The sequence below is a fragment of the Nocardioides sp. Iso805N genome, from assembly GCF_000364605.1.
In the GTDB taxonomy this organism is placed as follows: Bacteria; Actinomycetota; Actinomycetes; order Propionibacteriales; family Nocardioidaceae; genus Nocardioides.
Window position 1 is genome coordinate 129456 of sequence record NZ_KB822582.1, and the last position, 24491, is coordinate 153946.

A 24491-nucleotide genomic window follows, 5' to 3' on the forward strand; every position below is an offset into this window, starting at 1 on the left:
CGGGTCAGCCCGACGTCGTCGAGATCCCCGCAGCACGTGCCGCCTCGCCGTAGGCCAGCGCGAGCGAGGCGACCGTCTCGTGCGCGTTGAGACCGCTGGGGTTGGGCACCACCCACAGCTCCGCGCCGCCGAGGCCGGCCGATTGCGGCCCGAGGCTCGCCTTGGGCAGGCCGAAGGCCGTCCGGTACGCCGTGATCCCGGCGACGGCCACCACCCGAGGTCGCCGCTGCTCCACCAGGGCGGTGAGGATCTCGCCTCCGGCACGCAGCTCGTCGCTGCTCAGCTCCGAGGCCCGGGCGGTTGCACGATGCGCCAGGTTGGAGATGCCGATGCCACGGCTGCGCAGGTGCTCGCGGTCCTCCTCGCTCATCCCGGCAGCTGGGTCGATCGGGCGGGTGATGATCCCGGCCTGGAGCAGCGCCGGGTAGAACCGGTTGACCGGGTGCGCGAAGTGGGTCTGCGTCGCCGCGGTCCACAGACCGGGGTTGATGCCGACGAACAGCAGCCTGAGGTCCTGGCCCTGGTGGGGGAGTAGGTCAGGCACCTGTGCGTCCCGGAACGACTCGAGCTCGGCACGGCTGAAGCGGGGCATGCCTCACCCTCCCAGACCTCGCGCCGAGGGGTCACTTTCGGCGACCCGAGAGGTCACTTTCCGCGGGTCGAGTGGTCACTTTCGACGGGTCGAGTGGTCAGCGGCAGCTGCCGCGCCCGAGCAGCGCCAGTCCTTCGCGGTCGCCGGGGCCGAGGGTGGTGACGCCGGTGTTCTCGGCGTCCATCAGCTCGTGTGGATCCTTGACGTGGTCGAGCCCGACGACGTGGCCGAGCTCGTGCATCACCACCGCCTGCTTCTCGGCCCGGCTGACGTCGGGCGTGGAGAACCAGTCCGTGCGCAGCGCGACCATGCCGGTGCGGTACATCCGGTGGCCGAAGCCGACGTCGTAGGCGGTGCTGCCGCCGAGCCCGATGTGGCCGCTCTCCACGCTCATCCCCTTGATCGCACCGGGCTTGACGAAGCCGATCAGCACCGGGTCGTCGGCGTTGCGGTGCTCGAAGTCGGTGTCGTCGGTGATGCCGTCGTCGTGGAACGCGAGGCCCGAGGCGCGGCTGATGGTGGCCACCGCCGCGGAGATGAAGGTGAGCGCGTCACGCGGCCCGCCGGTCGGATTGACGACGTACTCGATCGGCTTGCACGGGCTGTAGGTCACCGGGTCCTTGCTGCCCGGCTGGGTCTGCTCGAAGGCGTAGGGACCGCCGGCGTCCGGCACCGGCACGGCCGGCAGCACCCGGCTCGGCTGGCGGAAGTGGACGAGCACCCGGAACTGCTGCCCGATCGCCGTCGGCGTGACGAGCAGGGCGCCCAAGGTCAGCATGAGTGCCATCAGCATCAGCAGTGGCGTCGAGCGAGCCGTCCTCCCCATGGTTTTCACTATGCCGGTGCGTTGCAACGTGTGCACGCCCTCGCCGCATAGGGTTCGGCTTGTGCGGCCGTGGAACACGTTCATCGAGGGGGACAACCTCGAGGTGCTGCGCCGACTCGCCGCGGAGGGTGCGACCTTCGACCTGATCTACATCGATCCGCCGTACAACACCGGCAGCGCCTTCGCCTACCACGACGACCTGCGCGGCGCCGACGGCCGGCGCAAGGGCCGGCACGAGGCGTGGGTGGCGATGATGCGCCCGCGGTTGGAGGCCGCCCGGGCGGTGATGGCGCCGGGCTCCGCCCTCTACGTCTCCATCGACGACAACGAGGTGGCCTACCTCAGGCTGCTGCTCGACGAGGTGTACGGCGAGGCCAACTTCCTGGCCCAGGTCGTCGTCAACCTCAATGCCAAGGGCCGCCAGCTCGGCAAGGGCTTCGCCACGTCGCACGAGTACCTGCTGGTCTACGCCCTCGACGCCCGCACGTGTGTGCTGGACGCGTCCTCCCCGGACCTGGTCGACGAGGCCGACTTCCGCCTGGTCGCCGAGGACGGCCGCCGCTACCGGCGACTGCCGCTGCGCAACACCAACAAGAAGTTCAACCCGGTCACCGCGCCGACGCTGCACTACGCGCTCTGGGGAGATCCGGAGTCGGGCCGGGTGAGCGCGACCCCGTTCGAGGGCGCGGTCGAGATCAAGCCGGTCTTCGGCGATGGCGCACCCGCCGTGTGGCGCTGGAGCGCACCCCTGGTCACCGAGCGCGCCGAGGACCTGGTCTGCCGGCGCGTGACCGGCAAGCTGGGCGAGCGGGTCGACATCTACCAGCGCGACTGGCTCGCCGTCGCCGGCGGCGAGGGGCTGCCGCGGCGCAAGAAGCTGCGCACCATCTGGACCGCTGCCGAGGTCGGCTCGACCGACACCGCCGTCGCCGAGCTCAAGGCGCTGGTCGGGCACGTCTTCGAGTCGCCGAAGCCGACAGGCCTCCTGCGCCGCATCCTGCAGACGATGCCGGTCGATGCCCGAGTGCTGGACTTCTTCGCCGGCTCCGGGACCACGGGGCACGCGGTGGCGCTGCAGAACGCCGCGGATGGTGGGCGGCGTAGGTGTGTGTCGGTCAATCACGCCGAACCCACGCGCGTCGGCTCCAACGCCGAGCGTGCCGGGCTGGCGACGGTCGCCGAGATCACCCGGGCCCGGTTGCGGGCCGTGGCCGAGACGCTCGGCGGAGGACTGGAGGAAGGCGACTGATGAGCGATCGTGAGCAGTGGGTCGCGCGCGGTCGTACCTCGATGCGGGTGCGCCTGGCCCGCTGGCGCGCCAAGCGCTGGCAGATCGTCCAGTGTGCGGTCGCGGCAGCGGTCGCGTGGTTCATCGCCAAGCACCTGCTCGGACACCCGACCCCGGTCTTCGCGCCGATCGCCGCGGTCGCCTCTCTCGGCACCTCCTACGGCCAGCGGCTGCGGCGGGTGGCTGAGGTCTCGCTCGGTGTCTCGCTGGGCGTCCTCGTCGGCGACCTCTTCGTGGCCTGGCTGGGGCAGGGGGCGTGGCAGCTCGCGTTGATCGTGGCGCTGGCGTTCAGCGTGGCGATCCTGCTCGACGCTGGCGTGATCTTCCAGAACCAGGCTGCGGTGCAGTCGATTTTCGTCACCGCGATGCTGCCCGGCGGGAACGGCATCTGGACCCGCTGGACCGAGGCCCTGGTCGGCGGCGCTGTCGCACTCGTCGCCGCGACGGCGGTGCCGGCCGCTCCGCTGCGCAAGCCGCGCGAACAGGCGGCGCTGGTGGTCAGCAAGATCTCCACGTTGCTGCGTGCGGCCGCCGAGGTGATCCGCGAGGCCGACGCGGTGCACGGGATGGCGGTGCTGGCCGAGGCACGCTCGACCGACCCGTTGGTGCGCGAGCTGCAGGCGGCGGCAGACGAGGGCATGTCGGTGGTCGCCTCCAGTCCGTTCCGGCTGCGCCACCGCGAGCACGTCCGGGCTATCGGCGAGCTCGTCGAACCCCTGGACCGGGCGGTGCGCTCCACCCGCGTGCTGGTCCGGCAGGTGGCGGTCGCCGCCTACCGCGGGCAGCCCGTCCCCGAGGAGTACGCCGAGCTCGCCCTGCGGCTCGCGCAGGCCACCGACCGGATCTGCGTCGAGCTGCGGGCCAACCGGATGGCGAGCGCGGTGCAGGAGGAGCTGCTCTCGATCGGCGAGGCGACCGCGAAGGTGCCGCGCTCGCAGGTGATCAATGCCGAGGGCGTGCTGCTGCAGCTGCGCTCCGTGCTGGTCGACCTGCTGCAGCTCACCGGGATGGGACAGTTCGAGGCGACGGACGCGCTGCCGGCCCTAGCCTGACGAATCGTGGAAAATGCGGCCTCGAGTCCGGAGAAATGATCCGGACTCGAGGCGGCATTTCTTACGAATCGGGCCTGCGGAAACCCCGAATCAACGCTTGGGCGGGAGGACGCGCCGCGCTCCCAGGGCGATCAGGTCCTGGTAGCGCGAGCCGGTGAACTTGCCGAAGTTGTGGAGCGCATGCGCGTCCAGCCCGACGAGCACCCGGGCCTGCTTCTTTTCGATGCCGCGGATGATCACCTCGGCGGCCTTCTCCGGGGTCGTCTTGGCGAGCTTCTCGTCGAAGAACTTCGCCGTGGCCACCTGGTCCTCCTTGGCCGAGGTGCGCGCCGAGCGGGCGATGGCGGTCTTGATGCCGCCCGGGTGGACGGCGGTGACGCCGACCCCGGTACGGGCGATCAGCATCTCCTCGCGCAGCGCCTCGGTCATGCCGCGTACGGCGTACTTGGCGGCGTTGTACATCGACTGGCCGGGCATCGAGACCAGTCCGAAGAGCGAGGAGATGTTGACGATGTGGGCGTCGCCGGACTCGATGAGCGCGGGCAGGAAGAACTTGGTGCCGTGCACCACGCCCCAGAAGTTGATCCCGATGATCCAGTCGATGTCCTGCCACTCCAGGTCCACGAGGTCCCCGGCCAGGGCCACGCCGGCGTTGTTGACCACCACGTTGACGACACCGAAGTGCGCGAGCACCTCGGTGGCGTAGGCCTCGAAGGCGGCCCGATCGGCGACGTCGAGCCGGTCCGACCGCACCTCGGCGCCCTTGTCCTTGACCGCGTCGACGGTCTCGGCGAGGCCGGCCTCGTTGATGTCGGAGAGCGCCAGTCGGGCTCCACGACCGGCGAAGTCGAGGGCGAGTGCGCGACCGATGCCCGAGCCGGCGCCGGTGATGACGACGACCTTGTCCTTGAAGTTCTTCATGCGGAGACTGCCTCCTTGGCGGTCGGGGTGCCCTTGTCCGAGGGCACGGTGCTGAGGGCGGTGACGTCGTACTTGTCGGGGTCGAAGCGGGAGAGCTGACGGCGGAAGGTGAACGTCTGGCCGGGCCACAGCGTGGTGTTGTGGCCGAACTGGTCCAGGTACCAGCTGGCGCAGCCGCCGGTGGTCCACACCGTGCGCCGCATCCGGCGCTGGACGGCGTCGCTCCAGGCATCCTGCGCGGCGAGCGTCGGCTCGACAGCCCCCAGCCCGTCGCGACGCATGGCCCGGACGGTCTCGACGACGTAGCGCACCTGCGACTCGATGATGAAGATCATCGAGCTGTGCCCGAGGGCGGTGTTGGGGCCGACGAGCTGGAACAGGTTCGGGAAGCCGTGGATCGTGGTCCCCTTGTAGGCACGCATCCCGGTCTTCGACCAGACGTCGGCGAGCGTGTGACCGTCGCGGCCGGTGATGTGCTGGGCGATCGGCGGGTCGGTGACGTGGAAGCCTGTCGCGATGATCAGGACGTCGATCTCGCGCTCCGTCCCGTCCTGGGCCACGATGCCCGTCGACGTCACCCGCGCGATCCCGTCGGTGATCAGCTCGACGTTGTCGCGGTCCAGCGCCGGGTACCACTTGTTGGAGACCAGGATCCGCTTGCAGCCGGCCCGGTAGTCGGGCGTGACCTTGGCGCGGAGGTCGGGATCGGAGATGCCCTTGGCGATGTTGCGCTTGACCTGCGCCTCGACCGCTGCCATCGCCTTGGGGAAGCGGGTGAAGGCCGGCACCCGGGCCTCGAGCGCTGCGTAGACACTGGCCCGGACCGCGCGCTGCGCGCCCGGCACATACCGGAACACGGTCTTCTCCAGCGTGCTGAAGTGCCGCTCGTTGCGCGGGATGATCCAGTTGGGAGTGCGCTGGTAGACGTCGAGCCGGCCGGCGACCTTGGCGACCTCGGGGACCAGCTGGATCGCCGAGGCACCGGTGCCGATCACTGCCACCCGCTTGCCGGCCAGGTCGACGTCGTGGTCCCACCGCGCCGAGTGGAAGGTGTGGCCCGCGAACGTCTCGATGCCCTCGATGTCGGGCAGGCTCGGCTCGGAGAGACCGCCACTGCCGGCGATCAGCGTGCGGGCGGCGTACGTCGTCCGCGCCCCGCTCCCGACCGCGCTGGTGGTGACGATCCAGCGCTGCCGCTCGGCGTCCCAGTGCGACTCCTCGGCGGCCGTGTCGAGCACGAACCGGTCCAGCACACCCGAGGAGTCGGCCACCCGCTTGGTGTAGTCCCAGATCTCCTGCTGCGGGGAGTAGACCTTCGACCAGTCCGGGTTGAGCGCGAAGGAGTAGCTGTAGAGCTGGCTCGGCACGTCGCACTCGGCGCCCGGGTAGGTGTTGATGTGCCAGGTGCCGCCGACGTCACTGTCCTTCTCGATCACGACGAAGTCGCGCTCGCCGCTCTCGTTCAGCTTGATCGCCGCGCACAGGCCGGCGAAACCGGCCCCGATGATCAGATGGTCGACCTCGATCTCAGTCATGTACCCGACGGTAGGTTGCTTATTGAACAGATGTCAATAGACTCTCCTGCATGGCCTCCCGGATCCGGCTGTCTCCTGCGGAGCGACGCGAGCAGTTGCTCGACCTCGGCGTACGGCTGTTCGCGCGGCGATCGCTCGAGGAGCTCTCCGTGGACGTCATGGCGCAGGAGGCGGGAATCTCGCGCGGGCTGCTCTACCACTACTTCGGGGACAAGCTCGGCTTCCGTGAGGCAGTCGTGCGCCGGGCCGCAGGGGACCTGATCGCCAAGACCGCCCCACCGACCACGGGGGACCCGCTGGAGCGGCTGATGCGGTCGATGACCGCCTACCTCGACTGGGTCGAGGAGAACCACGAGGGCTACCTCTCGCTGGTGCGGGGCGCCGCCTCCGACCCGACCCTCCAGGACGTGTACGACGAGGCGCGCGCCGCGCTGACAGACCGGATCTTCGACGAGGACGAGACCGGTCTCATCCCCGACAGCCCGACCGCCCGGCTGCTGGTCAAGGCCTGGGCCGCCTTCGCCGAGGAGCTGGTGCTGACCTGGGTCGCCGACCCGGGCGAGGTCACGCGCGAGCAGCTCGTCGCGCTGCTGGCCGGCTCGCTGCCGGCGCTGGTGGCGGTCACCGGTTAGCCGCCCGGCACGGACGGCCAGGGCGGGTGGTCAGCCAGGGCAGCCGGGACAGCATGGAACGGTCACGCCGACCGGGCAGGCCGATAACCAACTGGTGGCGTCGGGGAGAATGGAGGTGACATGGAGATCACCTACCCGCCGCAGCTTCCGGTCAGCGAGCGACGCGAGGACATCGCGGCCGCCATCCGCGACCACCAGGTCGTGATCGTGGCCGGCGAGACCGGCTCGGGAAAGACGACCCAGCTGCCGAAGATCTGCCTCGAGCTCGGCCGCGGCGCCGGCCGGACCGGTGATGGGCGCAGCGGCGGCCTGATCGGCCACACCCAGCCGCGGCGGATCGCGGCCCGTTCGGTGGCCGAGCGGATCGCCGAGGAGCTCGGCACCGAGCTGGGGGAGCTGGTCGGCTACCAGGTGAGGTTCACCGACCGCACCTCGTCGGCGAGCCGGATCAAGCTGATGACCGACGGCATCCTGCTGGCAGAGCTGCAGCGCGACCGCGACCTGAAGCGCTACGACACGATCATCATCGACGAGGCCCACGAGCGCTCGCTGAACATCGACTTCCTGCTCGGCTACCTCAAGCGACTGCTGCCTCGCCGGCCCGACCTCAAGCTGATCGTCACCTCTGCCACCATCGACACCGCTCGCTTCGCCGAGCACTTCAGCGATCCCCGGACGGGCGAGCCGGCGCCGATCATCGAGGTGTCGGGGCGCACCTATCCCGTCGAGGTCCGCTACCGCCCGCTCATGGAGCTTCCGGAGGATGACGAGGACGGCGAGCCGGTTGTCCGCGACCAGACCGAGGCGATCGTGGACGCGGTCAAGGAGCTCTCCGCCGAGGGGCCCGGCGACATCCTGGTCTTCCTCCCCGGCGAGCGCGAGATCCGCGATACCGCCGACGCACTGACCGACCTGCCCCGCACCGAGATCGTCCCGCTCTACTCCCGGCTCTCCGCGGCCGAGCAGCATCGCGTCTTCCAGCCGCACACGGGGCGACGGGTCGTCCTCGCCACGAACGTCGCCGAGACCTCGCTGACGGTCCCCGGGATCAGGTACGTCGTGGACACCGGGGTCGCGCGGATCAGTCGCTACTCGGCCCGCAGCAAGGTGCAGCGGCTGCCGATCGAGCCGATCTCGCAGGCCAGCGCCAACCAGCGCAGCGGTCGCTGCGGCCGGGTCGAGGCCGGCATCGCGATCCGGCTCTACTCCGAGGAGGACTTCGAGGGCCGCCCGGCGTTCACCGACCCGGAGATCCTGCGCACCAACCTCGCCTCGGTGATCCTGCAGATGGCCTCGCTCGGGCTCGGGGAGATCGCCCGGTTTCCGTTCGTCGAGGCTCCGGACAGCCGCAACGTGGCGGCCGGCGTACAGCTGCTGGAGGAGCTGGGCGCGCTCGGATCCCCGAATCAAGGCAACAAAAAGCCCGACTCGACGCAGCGAAAGTCCCGACTCACGGAGATGGGGAGGAAGCTGGCTCGGCTGCCCATCGACCCGCGGTTGGGGCGGATGGTGCTCGAGGCCGAGCGTCTCGGCTGCGCGCGCGAGGTGATCGTGATCGCCGCCGCGCTGAGCCTGCAGGACCCGCGCGAGCGACCGGGACAGGACCATCCCAAGGAGCAGGCGCAGGCCGACCAGTTCCATGCCCGCTTCAAGCACGAGCGAAGTGACTTCCTCACCTGGCTCAACCTGTGGCGCTACCTGCGCGAGCAGCAGCGCGAGCTCTCCTCCAGCGCCTTCCGGAGGATGTGCAAGCGCGAGTTCCTCAACTACCTGCGGGTGCGGGAGTGGCAGGAGTTCGAGTCACAGCTGCGGCAGGTCTGCAAGGAGATGAAGATCCAGCTCGGTCAGCCGGCCGACACCCCCGACGCCGACGGCATCCACCAGGCGCTGCTCTCCGGCCTGCTGTCGCACATCGGCCTGCTCGAGGAGCGCGAGCCCGGTCGACAGGGTCAGGGACAGGGTCAGGGCGGCCGGGGCGAGCGGCCGAAGCGAACGGGGCCGCGGGAGTACCTGGGTGCCCGCAACACCCGCTTCGCGATCTTCCCGGGCAGCGTGCTGCACCGGAAGAACCCGCCGTTCGTGATGGCCGGCGAGCTGGTCGAGACCTCGCGGCTCTGGGCCCGGCAGAACGCCGAGATCAAGCCCGAGTGGGCCGAGCGCCTCGCCGGCGACCTGCTCAAGCGGACCTACTCCGAGCCGCACTGGTCCCGCAAGAGAGCCGCCGTGATGGCGCGTGAGCGGGTGACCCTGTACGGCGTACCGCTCGTGGCCGACCGGCTGGTCAACTACGGCCGGATCGACCAGGCGCTGGCCCGCGAGCTCTTCATCCGGCACGCCCTGGTCTACGGCGAGTGGCAGACCCATCACCGCTTCCTGCGCGAGAACGCCGCGCTGCTGGAAGAGGCGCGCGAGCTCGAGCACCGCGCCCGGCGTCGCGACATCGTGGTCGACGAGGAGACCCTCTTCGACTTCTACGATGCCCGGCTGCCGGAGAACGTCGTCAGCGGCGCGCACTTCGACCGCTGGTGGAAGCAGCAGCGCGACAAGAGCCTGCTCACCTTCGACCTCGACATGCTCACCCGCGAGGTGGAGGTCTCGGCAGACGAGTTCCCCACCACCTGGGAGTCCGGTCCGCTGACCTTCGAGATCGGCTACCACTTCGAACCCGGCACCGCCGAGGACGGCCTGACCATCGACGTCCCGGTCGCCACCCTCAACCGGGTCGGCGACGACGACTTCTCCTGGAACGTGCCCGGCCTGCGCGAGGAGCTGGTCACGGCGCTGATCCGCAGCCTGCCCAAGCACCTGCGGACCAGCTTCGTACCGGCGCCGGACAAGGCCCGGCAGTTCCTGGCCGAGGCACCGGCGGGCGAGGAACCGCTGCTCGACGCGCTGGAGCGCTGGGGCCGTGCCACCGCCGGCGTGCACCTGCCGCGCGAGGCGTGGGACTGGGCGAAGGTCCCCGAGCACCTGCGTCCGACGTACCGGGTGGTGGACGAGGCCGGCCGCGAGCGGGCACGCGGCAAGGACCTGGCGGCGCTGAAGGCGCCGCTGGCCGGCGAGTTCCGACAGGCCATCGCCGAGGTGGCCGCCGATGCCGGCCTCACCCGCAGCGGCCTGACCGACTGGGACATCGGCGACCTGCCCCCCACCGTCACCGAGAAGCGTGCCGGACACGAGGTCACCGTCTATCCCGCGCTGGATGAGGAGCCGGGCGCGACCGGTGCCGTCACGGCGGGCGTCGTCGTCTGCGGCTCGCTGGAGGAGGCCGAGGCACGCCACCGGCTCGGCGTGACGAGGGTCCTGCTGCTCGCTCTGGACCGGCTCGAGCACCGGGGGACGGTCAAGCGGGTCATCGACGACCTGTCCCTCACCGACAAGCTGGCACTGGCCTCCACGCCGTATCCGAACACGCAGGCGCTGGTGGAGGACTGCCGCGCCGCCGTGGTGCAGCAGGTGGTCGACGCACGGCCGCGGGCCATGACGCGCGCGTCGTTCGACCAGCTGCTGGCCGCGCTCGGCAGCCCGGCCGAGCACCATGCAGCGGTGGCGGCGGTGCTCGGCGACGCGCTGCGCGCGCTGGCCGCCTGGCGGGAGACCGAGAAGGCGCTGAGCGGGCGCGCCGACATCTACCAGCTGCCGGCCCTGACCGACATGAAGGACCAGCTCGCGCGGCTGATGGGGACGGCGTCCGGCGGTGAGGCCTTGCGTGGTCACGGAGGGTTCATCCGGCAGGCCGAGGCCCAGCTGCGGCGATATCCGACGTACCTGGCCGCGATCGTGGAGCGTCGCCGCAGGCTGGACGAGGCCGGGCCCAACAAGGGGCCGAACGCCGACCGGGTGCTGCACGATCGGATCGCCGACCTCCAGGAGCACTACCTGCACCAGGTCGCGGCGCTGCCCCCGGGCCGTCCGCCTGGTGAGCGGCTGCGACAGGTGCGGTGGATGCTGGAGGAGTACCGCGTGCAGCTGTGGGCGCAACACCTCGGCACCGCCCAGACGGTCAGTGACCAGCGGATTCGTAAAGTGTTGGGATGAACACCGTCATCCTCTCGCTGCGATCGCCGCGCCGCTCCCCGATCGGGGGCCTCGCATGAGCAGCGGCTCCGAGCGGCCGCACCACCGGCCGATGAAGCCGGGGGACAGGTTCCTCGAGAGCGTCGCCGGCGGAGTCGACCCGATCCAGGTCCGCGAGGCCGCCGACCGGGCTGCCACGGTGCTGGTCCGTGGCGCACGGAGTAGCGACGACCCGGCCGTCGCCGAGCGGTTGCTGCACCTCGCCGACACCGAAGGCATCGAGACCATCGCCGAGGTGTGGGCCGGCTCGCCCGCCGACTCGCTCGCCGGCTGCCTGTGGCGGCTCTTCCTGCTGCGCAACTGGGTCTACGGTGAGCCGCTCGAGCTGGCCCGGCAGTTCGACGCCGGCCGCCGCGGTGCGCCGGTCGCCCGCGTCGTCGCGGGTGTGGCGGAGCCGCCGGGGCCCGAGGAGCTGAAGGCACTGGTCGACCAGGTGCTGCGCGGCATCGCCACGAGCGACTTCGCCGACGTACTGCTGCGCGCGGCCGCCTTCGCCCGCGTCGTCGCCGTCGGCCGAGCGGCGCTGGAGTACGACCCGGCCGAGGTGCGCCACACACTCGTCCTCTCCGAGCAGCTGGAGGCGGCAGGTCATCTCGAGCTCGAGGGCCGGCTGCACTGAGGGCGGGACACCTTTCTCCCCGCCCTGACCTGCACGGATGCAACGCGTCCGCGCAGAATGCGCCGGCGTTGGGCAGGGGCCGTTAAAATAGACATCGAGCACGTCGGGCCGTGGCAGCCCCGGGTCCCAAAATAAGCCGCTACGAGCGGCCACGCGCCGTGAGGCGCTCCCGGTCCGGCGTGCTCCTCATCGTGGTGGTGACGATTCCCACCCTCCCGCTGACAGCCTCCACCTAGGCGCGGCCCGCTACAGTGAACCGGCCGTAGCGGTCAGAGGAACACGCGAAGTGGAGGCGTCGGGTTGAGGTCGGTTCGGACGGTCGCCGGAGCAATCGCACTCACCGTGATCGGGGCTCTCGCCCTGACCGGCTGCGGCGGCGGTGACGACCATCCCGCCAAGCAGGCGCACTCGCCCAGGCCCTCGGCCCCCGTCAGTGCCAAGCCCACCGCGCTGACCGTCGGGTTCTACGGCAGCTCCGACGAGATCGCCGCCTACAAGCAGGCCGTCGACAACTACGACGCCGCCCAGCAGTCGGTCACGCTGACGCTGGAGACCTGGCCGAGCGCCGCCGCGATGATGAGCGACCTCACCGCCGGGAAGCCGGCGCCGGACGTCTTCCTCTCCGGTCGTGGCGACCTCGACGTGCTGGAGAAGGACAAGCTCATCTCGCCGGTCGACGAGCTGCTCGCCGCACGCAACGTCGATCTCGGCGATGCCTACTCACGTGAGGCGCTGGAGGCGTTCTCGGCCGATCGGCACCTGACCTGCATGCCGTACGCCGCCACGCCCCAGGTGGTCTACTACAACACCGACATCGTCGACTTCGCCACGATGAGCGCCGAGGGCCTGGCCACGCCGGGCAACCTCGACAGCGGACGCTGGACGATCCCCACCTTCGCGGCAGCCGTGAGCTGGGCGTCGCGCCCGGCTGCCGGCATCAGGGCGTTCTCGCTGCCGAAGACGGTGGAGGGGCTCGCGCCGTACCTCTACTCCGGCAAGGGGAAGGTCGTCGACGACGAGTCGCAGCCGACCTCGCTGGCGTTCTCCGACCCCAGCAACCAGAACACCTGGGACCAGCTCCTGCCCGTGCTGAGCGGCCACGGCGCGATGCTGAGCGACCGACAGCTGAAGAAGCACACTGCGCTGCAGTGGTTCGAGCAGGGCAAGCTCGGCATGCTGGTCGGCGACCGCTCGCTGGTGCCCGAGCTGCGCGAGCACCCCGGACTGCACTGGGACGTCATCTCGCTGCCCTCGGTGTCGGGCACGACCACGATCGGCGACTACACCGGGCTGTGCCTGAGCGCGCACACCAAGCAGACCCAGGCCGCCGCCGACCTGCTCGCCTACCTGGTCTCCAAGCCGGCGGTGTCGTTGGTCGCGCAGTCCGGTTTCATCGTCCCAGTGAACACCGAGGTCGCGATGTCGGACGACTTCCTGCAGCCGACCCAGCAGCCCCTCCACGCCAAGGTGTTCGTCAACAACACCCGGTCCATGCACATCCTGCCGATCCCGTCCGAGACACTCGCGACCCTCGACGGTCAGGTGGGCGGCCTGATCGGGCAGCTGCTCAAGCCGGGCGCCGACGTCGGCGGCACCACGGCCGAGATCGACGCCACCAGCAAGCCGATCTTCGGCGCGCTCAACGCGTCGCTCAGCCCCAGTCCGTCTGCGTCGGGTTCTGCCTCGGCGAACGGCTCCTGAGCCGGTAGGTCGCCTGAGTCGGTTCTGACCCCTGGGGGTCACAACCGCAGCCGTTAGTCCGCGTCCGCCCCCAGCACCGCGTCGACCAGCAGCGGCGCGGTCAGGGCGATCTGCCACCCTCGGGCGCCGTACGCCGAGAGCTGGGTGGCCACCTCGTCCAACAGCGTGCCGGGATCGCGGGTGACCGGAGGCGTCCACATCACCCGGCGCAGGTAGTCGGGGGTGAGCAGGTTCTCCAGCGGGACGCTCTTCTCCTCGGCCAGCTGCGCGATCGCGTCGCGAGCCAGGGTCAGCCGGCGGGCCGCGACCGGGTCCTTCTCCGCCCAGGCGCGCGGGGGAGGCGGCGAGGCGTCACCGCGCGGGTTGCGGGAGGGCAGCTCGTCGTCACTGAGCGCCAGCGCCGCCTTGATCGCGGCCATCCACCGGGAGGCGTAGCGTTCCGCACCCCGGCCGTGGAAGCCCTTCACCCCGAGCAGGGTGGCGCGGTCGGTCGGTGCGGCCGCGGCGGCGGCGACGATCGCGGCGTCGGGGATGATCCGACCGGGTGTGACGTCGCGCTGCTGGGCGATCTCGTCGCGGGTCTCCCACAGCGCCCTGACCAGGGCCAGCTCGCGGCGGCCGCGGATCCGGTGCATCCCGGAGGTACGCCGCCACGCCTCGGTACGCGGCGCGGGCTCGAAGGACAGCTCCGCCTCGAACTCCTGGCGGGCCCACTCGGACTTGCCGGTGGCCTCCAGCTCGGCGATGAGCGACTCGCGCAGCTCGACCAGCACCTCGACGTCGAGGGCGGCGTACTCCAGCCAGGACGAGGGCAGCGGCCGGGTCGACCAGTCGGCGGCCGAGTGCTCCTTGAGCAGGTGGAAGCCGAGGACCGTCTCCACCAGCGTGGCCAGGCCGACGCGCGGGTAGCCGAGCAGGCGCCCGGCCAGCTCGGTGTCGAACAGCGAGGCCGGCCGCAGCCCGACCTCGGCGAGGCACGGGAGGTCCTGGGTGGCGGCGTGCAGGATCCACTCGGTGCCGGCCAGCGCCTCGGCCAGCGGCTCCAGGGTGGTCAGCCCGATCGGGTCGATCAGCCAGCTGCCGGACCCTTCCCGGCGCAGCTGGATCAGGTAGGCGCGGTTGCTGTAGCGGTAGCCGGAGGCGCGCTCGGCGTCGATGCCGACCGGACCGGTGCCGGCCGCGATCGCCGCGGCGGCCTCGAGCAGGCCGGCATCGGTGTCGGTGACAGGCGGCAGTCCGTCGCGCAGGGTGAGCAGCGGCGACTGCTGCTCAGGGATCTGCTCGGTGTCGGCGCCGGAGTCTGGTCCGGTGTCGGCGCTATCCGTGGTGCTGTCCGGCGTCTCCGTCGCCTTCTTGCTCACGCGGGCCCTCGCTGGCCACGCCGGCTGGGGATCACCGCGACCCCTTCGGGGACCGGCGGCAAGCCGACCGCGGTGCACATCAGCTCGGCCCACGCCTCGACGTGCGGACGGATGTCGGCGTACCCGATCTCGTCGGCGGCGGGCGTCCAGGACGCGCGGACCTCGACCTGGGCGGTCGCCGCCTCATCGGCCATCCCGCCGAAGCTCTCGGTGGCGACGCGGGTCACGGAGCCGGACGCGGCAAGGTAGGCGGCGCCGTGGGACTCCAGCGCCTCGGTCAGCCAGGACCAGCCGACCTCGCCCAGCATGGGGTCGCTGATGAGGTCGGCCTCGACCTCCGCGCGGGTGTAGAGCACACAGCGGAACGTACCGCCGGCCCACGCCTCGTTGCCCTCCGGGTCGTGCAGCAGGATCAGCCGGCCGGTGCCGAGGTCCACGTCGTCGACCGTGACATCGGCGGAGAGGGCGCTTGCGTACGGCGCGATCCGCTGGGGCGCCGGCATCTCCTCGCAGAAGATCTCCGGTCGCAGGGTGGCGGCGTGCATCGACGCGACCGCAGCACGGAACGCATCCGGCACAGCCGAACCCGTGCCCGGGCGTGCTTCCTCCCGAACGACCATGCGTTCAGAGTAGGTCCCAGGACTCGTACGGATGTGCGAACACGCCGGTCCTGGTGCGACGATCGCAGCGTGAACTCCCCCAAGACAGGCACTGTTGACCCCCGCTTGGCCGACTCCGCCTTCCTCAAGGCGGCTCGCGGGGAGACGCCTCAGCACACGCCGGTGTGGTTCATGCGCCAGGCGGGTCGTGCGCTCCCGGAGTACCTCAAGGTGCGCGAGGGCGTCCCCATGCTCGAGTCGTGCATGAACCCCGAGCTGATCACCGAGATCACCCTCCAGCCGGTCCGCCGCTACGGCGTCGACGCGGCGATCTTCTACTCGGACATCGTGCTCCCGCTCAAGGCGATCGGCGTCGATGTCGACATCAAGCCGGGCGTCGGCCCCGTCGTCGACCGCCCGGTGCGCACCCTCGCCGACGTCGAGGCCATCGAGGACCTGACGCCCGAGCACGTGCCCTTCATCACCGAGGCCGTGCGCAACCTGGTCGGCGAGCTCGGCGGTACTCCGCTGATCGGCTTCGCCGGAGCCCCGTTCACCGTCTCCTCCTACCTGGTCGAGGGCGGCCCCTCGAAGGAGTACGCCAAGACCAAGGCCCTGATGTTCGGCGCGCCCGACGTGTGGGAGGCGCTGATGACCAAGGTCGCCGGCATCTCGGCGGCCTTCCTCGAGGTGCAGGTGGCCGCGGGGGCCTCCGCCGTACAGCTCTTCGACTCGTGGGCGGGCGCGGTCAACCCGACCGACTACCGCACCTACGTGCGGCCCTACTCCACCTCGGTGCTCGAGCGCGCGGGTGCGCTGCGCCAGGGCGACCGGGCGGTCCCGCGGATCCACTTCGGGGTGAACTCCGCACTGCTGCTGGACCAGATGGGCGCGGCGGGTGCCGACGTCGTCGGTGTCGACTGGCGCACGCCGCTGGACTGGGCGATCGACCGGATCGGCCCCGATCGCGGCGTCCAGGGCAACCTCGACCCCACGCTGGTCTTCGCGCCCACCGAGGTCATGACCGCCCGTGCGGCCGAGGTGATCGAGGCCGGTCGGCGGGCCAAGGGCCACATCTTCAACCTCGGTCACGGCGTCATCCCGTCCACCGACCCCGACCAGCTCAAGCGGCTGACGGAGTTCGTCCAGTCCTACCCGTCGGCCTGAGGGGCTCAGTGCGCGAAGTGCTGCGCTGAGGAGCCCACCGAGCCGTGCTCCTGAAGCTTGACGACCACCTCGGCGAGATCCGCGGCGAAGTGTCGGGTGAGGTCGGCGCTGAAGCCGTGCCGCAGCACGATCCGCAGCACCGCCACCTGCTCCGCGTCAGCCGGCATCGTGTACGCCGGCACCTGCCAGCCGAAGGAGCGCAGCTCGTGCGAGACGTCGAAGACGGTGAAGTTCGCATCTGAGGCCAACCCCAGCGCGAGCACCGGCAGCGCGGAGCCATCGGCGATGACGGTGAAGACAGGCATCTCGGCGGCTATCCGGCCGGCCAGCCAGGTGGCCTCCTCGCGCAGCTCGGTCATGATCCGGGTGTAGCCGGCGCCGCCGAGGCGAAGGAAGTTGTAGTACTGCCCGGCGATCTGGCTCCCCGGCCGGGAGAAGTTGAGCGTGAAGGTCGGCATGTCTCCGCCGAGGTAGTTCACGTGGAAGATGAGTTCGCTGGGCAGGTCCTCCGGCGAGCGCCACACCGCGAAGCCGATGCCGGGGTAGGTCAGACCGTACTTGTGGCCCGACACGTTGATGGATCGCACCCGCTCCAGGCGGAAGTCCCAGGCCAGGTCGGGATCGAGGAACGGTGCCACGAAGCCGCCGGAGGCGGCGTCGACGTGCAGCGGGACATCGGGACCACCGGCCGCGGCGAGCTCGTCGAGGACGGCGGCGATGCCGGCCACGTCCTCGTACTCCCCGGTGAACGTGGTGCCGAGGATCGCCACCACGCCGATGGTGTTCTCGTCGACCGCCGCCCGGACCTGGTCGGGAGTGATGACGTAGCGGCCCGGCTGGACCGGCAGGTAGCGCGCCTCGACGTCGAAGTAGCGACAGAACTTCTCCCAGACCACCTGCACGTTGCTGCCCAGCACGAGCACCGGTCGGGCGGCATCCTCGCCGGCCGCCTTCCGGGCAGCCCGCCAGCGCCACTTCATCGCCAGGCCGGAGAGCATCACCGCCTCGGAGGAGCCGATCGTGCTCACGCCCGTCGCCGAAGCCGGGTCGTCGGGTTCGAGGCCGGGCGCGTGGAAGAGGTCGGCGACCATGCAGACCAGCCGCGCCTCGATCTGGGAGGTCGAGGGGTATTCGTCCTTGTCGATCGAGTTCTTCGGGAACGCCTCGGCCATCAGGAGCTCGGCCTCCGGCTCCATCCAGGTCGTCACGAACGTCGCGAGGTTCATCCTGGCGTTGCCGTCGAGCATCAGCTCGTCATGAACGATCATGGCGGCGTCGCGAGCTGACATCCCCTGAGCGGGGAGAGACGTCGCAGCGACGACACTCAGGTCGGGGCGAGGATCGAGACTCGGCATGGGGCTGCTCCTTGGTCGAGTCGGCTCGTGTCCGCGCACCGCCGTTCAGATCACCGTACGCCGTGACGCCGCCCCGGGGAACCGCGTCACCGCGACTCGGCGGATACAGACGTGTCGGCTCCAGATCCGCGCCGCGCTGTCCACGACGGCGGCCTTCCTCGCATTGCACAATATGTCGAGTAAGATAATAAAGAATCTGATTAATGACTCCGGTCCCGAGAGGACATTCATGACCAGCTTGTCGGCCCTGACCACCAACCAGGATCTCGACCCGGTCGCACTGCGGCAGGCCTTCGGCGTCTTCCCGACCGGTGTGGTCGCGGTGGCGGCCGTGGTGGACGGCAGTCCGGTGGGTCTCGCCGCCTCGTCGTTCACCTCGGTGAGCCTGGATCCGCCGCTGGTGTCGTTCTCGATCGCTCGCACCTCGAAGACCTGGCCCGACCTGCGCCGCGCCACCCACCTCGGTGTCACGATCCTGGCCGAGCACCACGGCGACGTCTGCCGGCAGCTGGCCGGCGAGCCCGACGACCGGTTCGACGGTATCGCCGTCTCGGTCTCCGGCGACGGCGCGCTCACCCTCGACGAGGGCCTGGCCCGCTTCGACTGCACCATCTACCGCGAGGTGGAGGCGGGTGACCACATGATCGTGCTGCTGCGGCTGCACGCCGCCGAGCACGCGGCCGGCCAGCCGCTGGTCTTCCACCGCTCCGGGTTCGGCCGCCTCGCCGGCTGACCCCCCACGACGCCCGAGGGGTCGCGGTCAGCACCCGGCCGCGACCCCGTCGGGTCCCACCTGCGAAACTCGAACGGTGCGCGTCATCGTCGTGGGAGCAGGGATCGGCGGCCTGGCCGCGGCCCGGGAGCTGAGCGCCGCCGGCCACGAGGTGATCGTGCTCGAGGCCTCCGACCGGGTCGGCGGCAAGCTCCGGACGGAGAGCATCGCGGGTGTGCGCGTCGACGTCGGCGCCGAGGCGATGCTGGCGCGGCGTCCCGAGGGGGTGGCCCTGGCTTCCGACCTGGGCCTGCCGGTGGTGCATCCGACCCGAGCCACCTCCCGGATCCTGTCCCGCGGCGAGCTGCGGCCGATGCCGCGCTCGATCATGGGCGTGCCGATGGACGTCGAGGGCCTCGCCACCTCCGGCGTCCTCAGCGCTGCCGGTCTCGCCCGCGTACGCGCCGAGGCGACGCTGCCGGTCGCGATGCCGGACGGCGACGTCTCGGTGGGCGACCTGGTCGCGGAGCGGTACGGCGAGGAGGTCACCGACCGGCTCGTCGAGCCGCTGCTCGGTGGGGTCTACGCCGGCCGTGCCCGGCGGATCTCGGCCCGTGCTGCCGTCCCGCAGCTGCTCACCATGCTGGCGAAAGGTCCGCTGACGCCGCAGGCTGCCGCGGTGCCGACCTCGCCCGCGCCGGTCTTCGCCGGGCTCGAGGGCGGGATGGGCCGACTGCCCCAGCGGCTGGCGGAGGGCCTCGACGTACGGCTGTCCTCGCCGGTGGCCTCGCTGGGCGACCTCGATGCCGATGCGATCGTGCTGGCCACACCCGCGGCGCCGACCGCCCGGCTGCTCGCCGGCGTCGTCCCCGAGGCGGCGGAGCTGCTCGGCGGGATCGAGTCGGCGACCAGCGCCGTGGTCACCTTCGCCTTCGACACCGCCGGGCTCGGCCTGGGCGGGGATCGTTCCGGCTTCCTGGTCCCGCCGGTGGAGCCGACGGCGATCAAGGCCGCCACCTTCTCCTTCGCCAAGTGGGACTGGGTGCGCCAGGCCGGCCGGACCGCCGACGGGGACCTGCTCCTGCTGCGCACCTCTCTGGGCCGGGCGGGGGAGACGATCAGCGCGGTCGACGACGAGCTGGTCGCCGCCTCGCGCCGCGACCTGGAGTCGATCCTCGGCGTGACGGTCGCCCCGGTCGACGTGCACGTGCAGCGCTGGGAGGACGGCCTCCCGCAGTACGCCGTCGGGCACCTCGACCTGGTCGAGCGGGTGCGCGCGTCGGTGGCTGCGGCCTGGGGCGGGTCTTCGGGCGGGTCTTCGGGCGCACGGCGGATCGTGGTCTGCGGGGCGGCGTACGACGGGGTGGGCATCCCGGCGGTGATCGGCTCCGCCCGGCGTGCGGTCACCGACCTCCGGCTCGGCTGAGCGTCTCATATCTCGGTAGACAAACTCGACAATCTGTCGGACGGATGCCCTAGACTCTCCGGCAGGTCATGACTGCCAGCGCCAAGCCCCGGCTAGCTGGCGGGCAACCCTCCGATCGCGGCGGGGTGCTCCGGGTGACGACCAGGCCCACGTCGCGGTGACGCTGGGCAAGCGCGAGCGACACGAGGTGATCGTCATGTCCCTGTCCACCCTTGCCACCGAGCCGATCGAGGCGCTGCTGCCGCTGGCCAGCGACGAGACGCTGGTTCCGCTGCTGGACGGCCGCTGGGTCCGCTACGCCAACCTCGACGGCGCCGCGAGCGCCCCCGCGCTGGCGAGCGTCGCGGCCCGGATCGCGGAGGTGACGCCGTGGTACTCCAGCGTCCATCGCGGCGCCGGCTACCTCTCCCAGGTCTCGACCGCGCTCTACGAGGAGGCCCGTCGAACCATCGCCGCCTTCGTCGGTGCTCGCGAGAGCGACGTCGCGGTGATCACCCGCAACACCACCGACGCGGTCAACCTGCTCGCCTCCGCCGTTCCCGGGCGCACGCTCGTCCTCGACGTGGAGCACCACGCGAACCTGCTGCCCTGGCAGCGCTCGCCCCACGGCGTCACGGTGGTGACGGGAGAGGCCACCGTCACCGGCACGCTCGCCCGGCTCGAGGCCGAGCTGGTCGGTCGTCCACACGCCCTGGTCGCCCTCACCGGGGCCTCCAACGTCACCGGCGAGAGCCTGCCCATCGACCGGGTCGTCGCGCTCGCGCACGAGCACGGGGCCCGGGTCTTCGTCGACGGCGCCCAACTGCTGCCGCACCGCCGCTTCTCGCTGGCGTCGACCGACGTGGACTACGTCGCGTTCTCCGGACACAAGCTCTACGCCCCGTACGGCGCCGGTGCCCTGGTCGGCCGGCGCGACTGGCTCGACGAGGCTCCGGCGTACCTCGCCGGTGGTGGCTCCGTCCAGCGTGTCACGGTTCAGGAGGCGACCTGGTCGCCGGCACCAGCGCGCCACGAAGGCGGTACGCCGAACCTGCTCGGCGCGCTCGCGATCGCCTCGGCCTGCGAGGCCTTGACGGCGCTCGACCCGGTCGTCTGGGAGGAGCACGAGCAGGCCCTGCGGCAGCGGCTGGTGGCCGGGCTGGCAGAGATCCCGGAGGTCACCATCGCCACGCTGTGGGAGGACTCGGCGCCGCCGGTGGGCGTGGTCACCTTCACCGTCGAGGGGGCCGATGCCGGACTGGTGGCGACGTACCTGTCGGCGGAGCACGGCATCGGCGTGCGCGACGGCAAGTTCTGCGCGCACCCGCTGGTGACGCGGCTCGGGCTGGTCGAGGGCGCGCTGCGCGCCAGCGTCGGTCTCGGCACCGGCAGCGAGGACGTCGACCGGCTGCTCGCAGGCCTGCGCGCCTTCCTGGCCGCTCGGGCCGCCGGTGAGCTGGAGCAGCGCTACCGGCTGGCCGACGGCCTGTGGGGCCTCGCCGAGGACCCGCGGCCGCTGCCCCGGATCGCGGGGCTCGCCGAGCTGGCCCGGACCGCCTCATCGTGCCGCGGATGAGCCCCGCACAATAGAGGCATGACCACCCCGCAGACCGGTGCCGCCGACCCGCAGGCCCACCTCAAGACCAACGCCGCGAAGATCAACGAGCTCAACGCCGCTATCCGCTACACGATGTGGTCGGTCTTCGCGCTGGACGACCCGTTCGGCGACGCCGAGTCCGGGGTCCGCGAGGAGGAGATCGCCGAGGTCGAGGCGCTGGTGGCCGAGCTCGCGGCCGACGATGTCGTGCTGCGCGGTCTCTACGACGTGGCGGGGCTGCGGGCGGACGCGGACCTGATGCTGTGGCTGCACGCGGACTCCTCGGACAAGCTGCAGCGCGCCTATCACCGCCTGCGCCGTACGGCCTTCGGGCAGCGGCTCACCCCGGTGTGGTCGCAGATGGCGCTGCACCGCCCGGCGGAGTTCAACCGCTCCCACCTGCCGGCGTTCCTCGCCGACGAGCGCTCGCACGACTACGTCGCGGTCTACCCCTTCATCCGCTCCTACGAGTGGTATCTGCTGCCCGACGGTGAGCGCCGAGCGCTGCTGGCCGAACACGGCCAGATGGCCCGCGACTACCCCGACGTGCGCGCCAACACGGTGCCGTCGTTCGCCCTGGGCGACTACGAGTGGATCCTCGCCTTCGAGGCCGACGACCTGTCCCGGATCGTCGACCTGATGCGGCACCTGCGTGGCTCGGAGACCCGGCGCCACGTGCGCGAGGAGGTGCCGTTCTACACCGGCCGCCGCGTCGAGGTGAGTGAGCTGCTGCAGCAGCTGCCCTGATTGCGGGCCGACTGCTCGTGGGGTGAAACGTCGCGAGCAGTCGGCTACTCAGCAGTATTGCTTCGTCCGGCGACGGCTCAGCCGATGGTGTCCAGCGACCCCAGACCCGTTGGAGGACCCCATGGCCACGTTGGCCTTCGAGCGCGAGACCGAGCGCCCGACACAGCTGCACGAGAACCCGACCGAGCGCTCGAGGGGGCACCGCCCCGAGGGCGAAGAGGACGGCCAGCGCCGCGCCGACGTCGGCCTTCTCAGGCGCGTCACGATCAAGCAGAAGCTGTGGGCGATGGCGGTCATCGCGATCGTGGTCTTCGCGGTCATGACCGGCATCGGTGTGCTGCGGATCGGACCGCTGCTGACTGCGAACGGCACCTCGGCCACCACCGACCAGGCGATCGCGGCGATGAACGCCGCGCGCAACTCCTGGATCGCCAGCGACGACATGATGGAGTCGGCGCTGAACTCGCCGCCGATCGAGTCGGAGTCGCCGGGCATCACCCAGACGAGCGTCGGGTACGTCCTGAGCGACTACCAGGCAACGATCGACTCGCTCGACAAGGCGATCAGCCTGGTCCAGGGCGGCGACGCTGCGGGCCAAGCCGCTGCGAAGCAGTTCGAGGCCGTCAAGAAGCTGGTTGTCGACTACCACGAGAACATCCAGAACAAGGCCATCACCTTGATGCACAAGGGCGACGAGGCCGGTGCGTCGCGTGTCGCGATCATCAAGGCCTACGGCCCGTACATGGCGATCGACAAGGCCTTCACCGCCCTCACCACGGGCGCTGACCAGGCCAGTGCCTCGGACAACAAGGCCAGCAACGACTCGCTGAGCTCGTTGCGGTTGAGTCTGGCGGTCGTGGCGATCATCGGTGCGTTGTTGTTCATCGCGGTGGCGTTCTTCATCATCGGTTCGATCACTGGGCCGTTGCAGCGGGTGGTGGAGGTGCTGCGGTCGATCGCCTCGGGTGATCGTTCGAAGCGGGTGGAGCACAGGAATGCTGATGAGATCGGGTCGATCGCGACGTCGATCGATGCGGTGGTGGAGTCGTTGAACCAGGCCGATGTGGCCTCGGCGGCCGCGGCCACCGAGCGGGAGGCGCGGGCGGCTGCGGAGCAGCGGGCCGCGGTGGAGCGGGCCGAGGCCGAGGCGCGTCAGGCCGAGGAGCGTGCGGCTGCGGAGGCCGAGCGGGTGGCCCGGGAGGCGCAGATGGAGCGCGAGCGCCGTGAACGCGACGCGCAGGTCGAGGCCGAGCAGCGTGAGGCTGCCGAGCGGGCCCAAGCTGCGGAGCGGGCTCGGGAGCAGGCCGCGGCGGCGGAGGAACGTGCCCGGGCCGCGCAGGTCGCGGCCCAGGCGAGCGAGGACGCGGCTCGGGTGGCGGTGATGTTGACCTACGCGCAGGGTCTGGCGGCGGGTGATCTGACCGGTGAGCTGGCGGTGAGTGGTGAGGACGGGCTGGGTCAGGTCGCCGAGGCGTTGCGGGGTCTGGCGAGCGCTCTACGTGGCAGCATCACCGAGATCGGGCAGACCTCGACCTCGATGGCCGCCGCCGCCGAAGAGCTCACCGCTGTCTCCGCGGAGATGAACCGGGGCACGGGTCAGGCCTCGGATCTGGCGGGGAACGTCTCGGCCGCGGCCGAGCAGGTCTCGGTCAACATCGCCACGGTCGCGACCGCGGCCGAGGAGATGTCCTCCTCGATTCGGGAGATCGCGCGTAATGCGACCGATGCCTCCAGTGTGGCCGCGAACGCGGTCCGGGTCGCCGAGCAGGTCCGGGGTGCGGTGAACTCGTTGGATGCCTCCTCGGCCGAGATCTCTCAGGTGATCAAGCTGATCACCTCGATCGCGCAGCAGACCAACCTGTTGGCGTTGAACGCGACCATCGAGGCCGCCCGGGCCGGGGATGCCGGTAAGGGGTTCGCGGTGGTGGCCAACGAGGTCAAGGAGCTGGCGGGTGAGACCGCGAAGGCGACCGAGGAGATCGGGCGTCGGATCGAGGCGATCCAGGGTGATACCACCAATGCGGTGGAGGCGATCACCCAGATCACTGCGGTGATCGGTCAGATCAACGACATCACCGGCACCATCGCCTCTGCGGTGGAGGAGCAGACCGCTACCACCAATGAGATCGCGCGGTCGGTGACCGAGGCCGCGACCGGTGCCAACGGGATCGCCGCTGACATCACCAAGGTCGCCGGTGCTGCCGCGGAGACCCAGCAGGGCGCGCACGGCACCTCCGCGGCCGCCGGCGAGCTCGCCGGGATGGCCACCACCCTGGACCGCCTGGTCGGCACCTTCCGCTACTGA

At 70.9% G+C, this 24491-nt stretch carries 19 protein-coding genes and 1 riboswitch; of the genes, 12 read left to right on the forward strand and 7 right to left on the reverse strand.

Annotation, left to right across the window (positions count from 1 at the left end):
- Positions 1-4 precede the first annotated feature (4 nt).
- Both H036_RS0116740 and H036_RS23330 read right to left on the reverse strand, forming a co-directional pair.
- Positions 5-592 carry a mismatch-specific DNA-glycosylase gene (locus tag H036_RS0116740; protein ID WP_017935956.1) on the reverse strand — a complete coding sequence of 196 codons (588 nt, stop codon included), beginning with the start codon at positions 590-592 and terminating at the stop codon, positions 5-7.
- 97 nt (positions 593-689) lie between these two features.
- Positions 690-1418 carry a matrixin family metalloprotease gene (locus H036_RS23330; RefSeq protein ID WP_157417507.1) on the reverse strand — a complete coding sequence of 243 codons (729 nt, stop codon included), beginning with the start codon at positions 1416-1418 and terminating at the stop codon, positions 690-692.
- 61 nt (positions 1419-1479) lie between these two features.
- Between H036_RS23330 and H036_RS0116750 the strand changes: the two genes are divergently transcribed.
- Together H036_RS0116750 and H036_RS0116755 are read left to right on the forward strand one after the other, a co-directional pair.
- Complete coding sequence (locus tag H036_RS0116750) at positions 1480-2667, forward strand: site-specific DNA-methyltransferase (RefSeq protein ID WP_017935957.1); 1188 nt, start codon at positions 1480-1482, stop codon at positions 2665-2667.
- Positions 2667-3758, forward strand: a complete 1092-nt coding sequence (locus H036_RS0116755; RefSeq protein WP_017935958.1) for an FUSC family protein — start codon at positions 2667-2669, stop codon at positions 3756-3758. The genes H036_RS0116750 and H036_RS0116755 overlap by 1 nt, the downstream gene beginning before the upstream one ends.
- 90 nt (positions 3759-3848) lie before the next feature.
- On the opposite strand, the gene H036_RS0116760 is transcribed toward H036_RS0116755, so the two are convergent.
- On the reverse strand, positions 3849-4679 hold the full coding sequence (locus H036_RS0116760) for an SDR family NAD(P)-dependent oxidoreductase (RefSeq protein WP_017935959.1): 831 nt from the start codon (positions 4677-4679) through the stop codon (positions 3849-3851).
- Positions 4676-6214 carry a flavin-containing monooxygenase gene (locus tag H036_RS0116765; protein ID WP_017935960.1) on the reverse strand — a complete coding sequence of 513 codons (1539 nt, stop codon included), beginning with the start codon at positions 6212-6214 and terminating at the stop codon, positions 4676-4678. The genes H036_RS0116760 and H036_RS0116765 overlap by 4 nt, the downstream gene beginning before the upstream one ends.
- A gap of 50 nt (positions 6215-6264) precedes the next feature.
- On the opposite strand from H036_RS0116765, the gene H036_RS0116770 reads away from it, so the two are divergent.
- The 4 genes from H036_RS0116770 (at position 6265) to H036_RS0116785 (ending at position 13243) form a co-directional block, all read left to right on the forward strand.
- On the forward strand, positions 6265-6846 hold the full coding sequence (locus H036_RS0116770; RefSeq protein WP_017935961.1) for a TetR/AcrR family transcriptional regulator: 582 nt from the start codon (positions 6265-6267) through the stop codon (positions 6844-6846).
- 120 nt (positions 6847-6966) lie between these two features.
- Positions 6967-10884: an ATP-dependent RNA helicase HrpA gene (gene hrpA, locus H036_RS0116775; protein ID WP_017935962.1), complete on the forward strand. Its 3918-nt coding sequence runs from the start codon at positions 6967-6969 to the stop codon at positions 10882-10884.
- A 55-nt stretch (positions 10885-10939) separates the two neighbouring features.
- Positions 10940-11542 (forward strand): hypothetical protein, encoded by a 603-nt coding sequence (locus tag H036_RS23335; RefSeq protein ID WP_017935963.1) that lies wholly within the window; start codon positions 10940-10942, stop codon positions 11540-11542.
- Between the two features lie 342 nt (positions 11543-11884).
- Complete coding sequence (locus H036_RS0116785) at positions 11885-13243, forward strand: ABC transporter substrate-binding protein (RefSeq protein ID WP_026146125.1); 1359 nt, start codon at positions 11885-11887, stop codon at positions 13241-13243.
- Positions 13244-13296: 53 nt separating this feature from the next.
- On the opposite strand, the gene H036_RS0116790 is transcribed toward H036_RS0116785, so the two are convergent.
- Positions 13297-14604, reverse strand: a complete 1308-nt coding sequence (locus tag H036_RS0116790; protein WP_017935965.1) for an HRDC domain-containing protein — start codon at positions 14602-14604, stop codon at positions 13297-13299.
- On the reverse strand, positions 14601-15224 hold the full coding sequence (locus H036_RS0116795; protein WP_036488857.1) for a DUF3000 domain-containing protein: 624 nt from the start codon (positions 15222-15224) through the stop codon (positions 14601-14603). The genes H036_RS0116790 and H036_RS0116795 overlap by 4 nt, the downstream gene beginning before the upstream one ends.
- Before the next feature lie 69 nt (positions 15225-15293).
- Between H036_RS0116795 and hemE the strand changes: the two genes are divergently transcribed.
- Positions 15294-16370, forward strand: a complete 1077-nt coding sequence (hemE, locus tag H036_RS0116800) for a uroporphyrinogen decarboxylase (protein ID WP_157417509.1) — start codon at positions 15294-15296, stop codon at positions 16368-16370.
- Between the two features lie 5 nt (positions 16371-16375).
- Here hemE and H036_RS0116805 read toward each other — a convergent pair whose 3' ends face one another.
- Positions 16376-17725 carry a glutamate decarboxylase gene (locus H036_RS0116805; RefSeq protein ID WP_017935968.1) on the reverse strand — a complete coding sequence of 450 codons (1350 nt, stop codon included), beginning with the start codon at positions 17723-17725 and terminating at the stop codon, positions 16376-16378.
- Positions 17726-17954: 229 nt separating this feature from the next.
- Between H036_RS0116805 and H036_RS0116810 the strand changes: the two genes are divergently transcribed.
- The 5 genes from H036_RS0116810 (at position 17955) to H036_RS24995 (ending at position 24491) form a co-directional block, all read left to right on the forward strand.
- On the forward strand, positions 17955-18458 hold the full coding sequence (locus H036_RS0116810) for a flavin reductase family protein (protein WP_017935969.1): 504 nt from the start codon (positions 17955-17957) through the stop codon (positions 18456-18458).
- Positions 18459-18534: 76 nt separating this feature from the next.
- The gene (locus H036_RS0116815) at positions 18535-19863 is read left to right on the forward strand and encodes an FAD-dependent oxidoreductase (RefSeq protein WP_017935970.1); all 1329 of its coding nucleotides are present in this window, start codon (positions 18535-18537) and stop codon (positions 19861-19863) included.
- A 64-nt stretch (positions 19864-19927) separates the two neighbouring features.
- Positions 19928-20043: riboswitch (SAM riboswitch) on the forward strand.
- 16 nt (positions 20044-20059) lie between these two features.
- Positions 20060-21418, forward strand: a complete 1359-nt coding sequence (locus H036_RS0116820; RefSeq protein WP_051068714.1) for an aminotransferase class V-fold PLP-dependent enzyme — start codon at positions 20060-20062, stop codon at positions 21416-21418.
- 18 nt (positions 21419-21436) lie between these two features.
- Complete coding sequence (gene hemQ, locus H036_RS0116825) at positions 21437-22186, forward strand: hydrogen peroxide-dependent heme synthase (protein ID WP_017935972.1); 750 nt, start codon at positions 21437-21439, stop codon at positions 22184-22186.
- 121 nt (positions 22187-22307) lie between these two features.
- The gene (locus H036_RS24995) at positions 22308-24491 is read left to right on the forward strand and encodes a methyl-accepting chemotaxis protein (protein WP_017935973.1); all 2184 of its coding nucleotides are present in this window, start codon (positions 22308-22310) and stop codon (positions 24489-24491) included.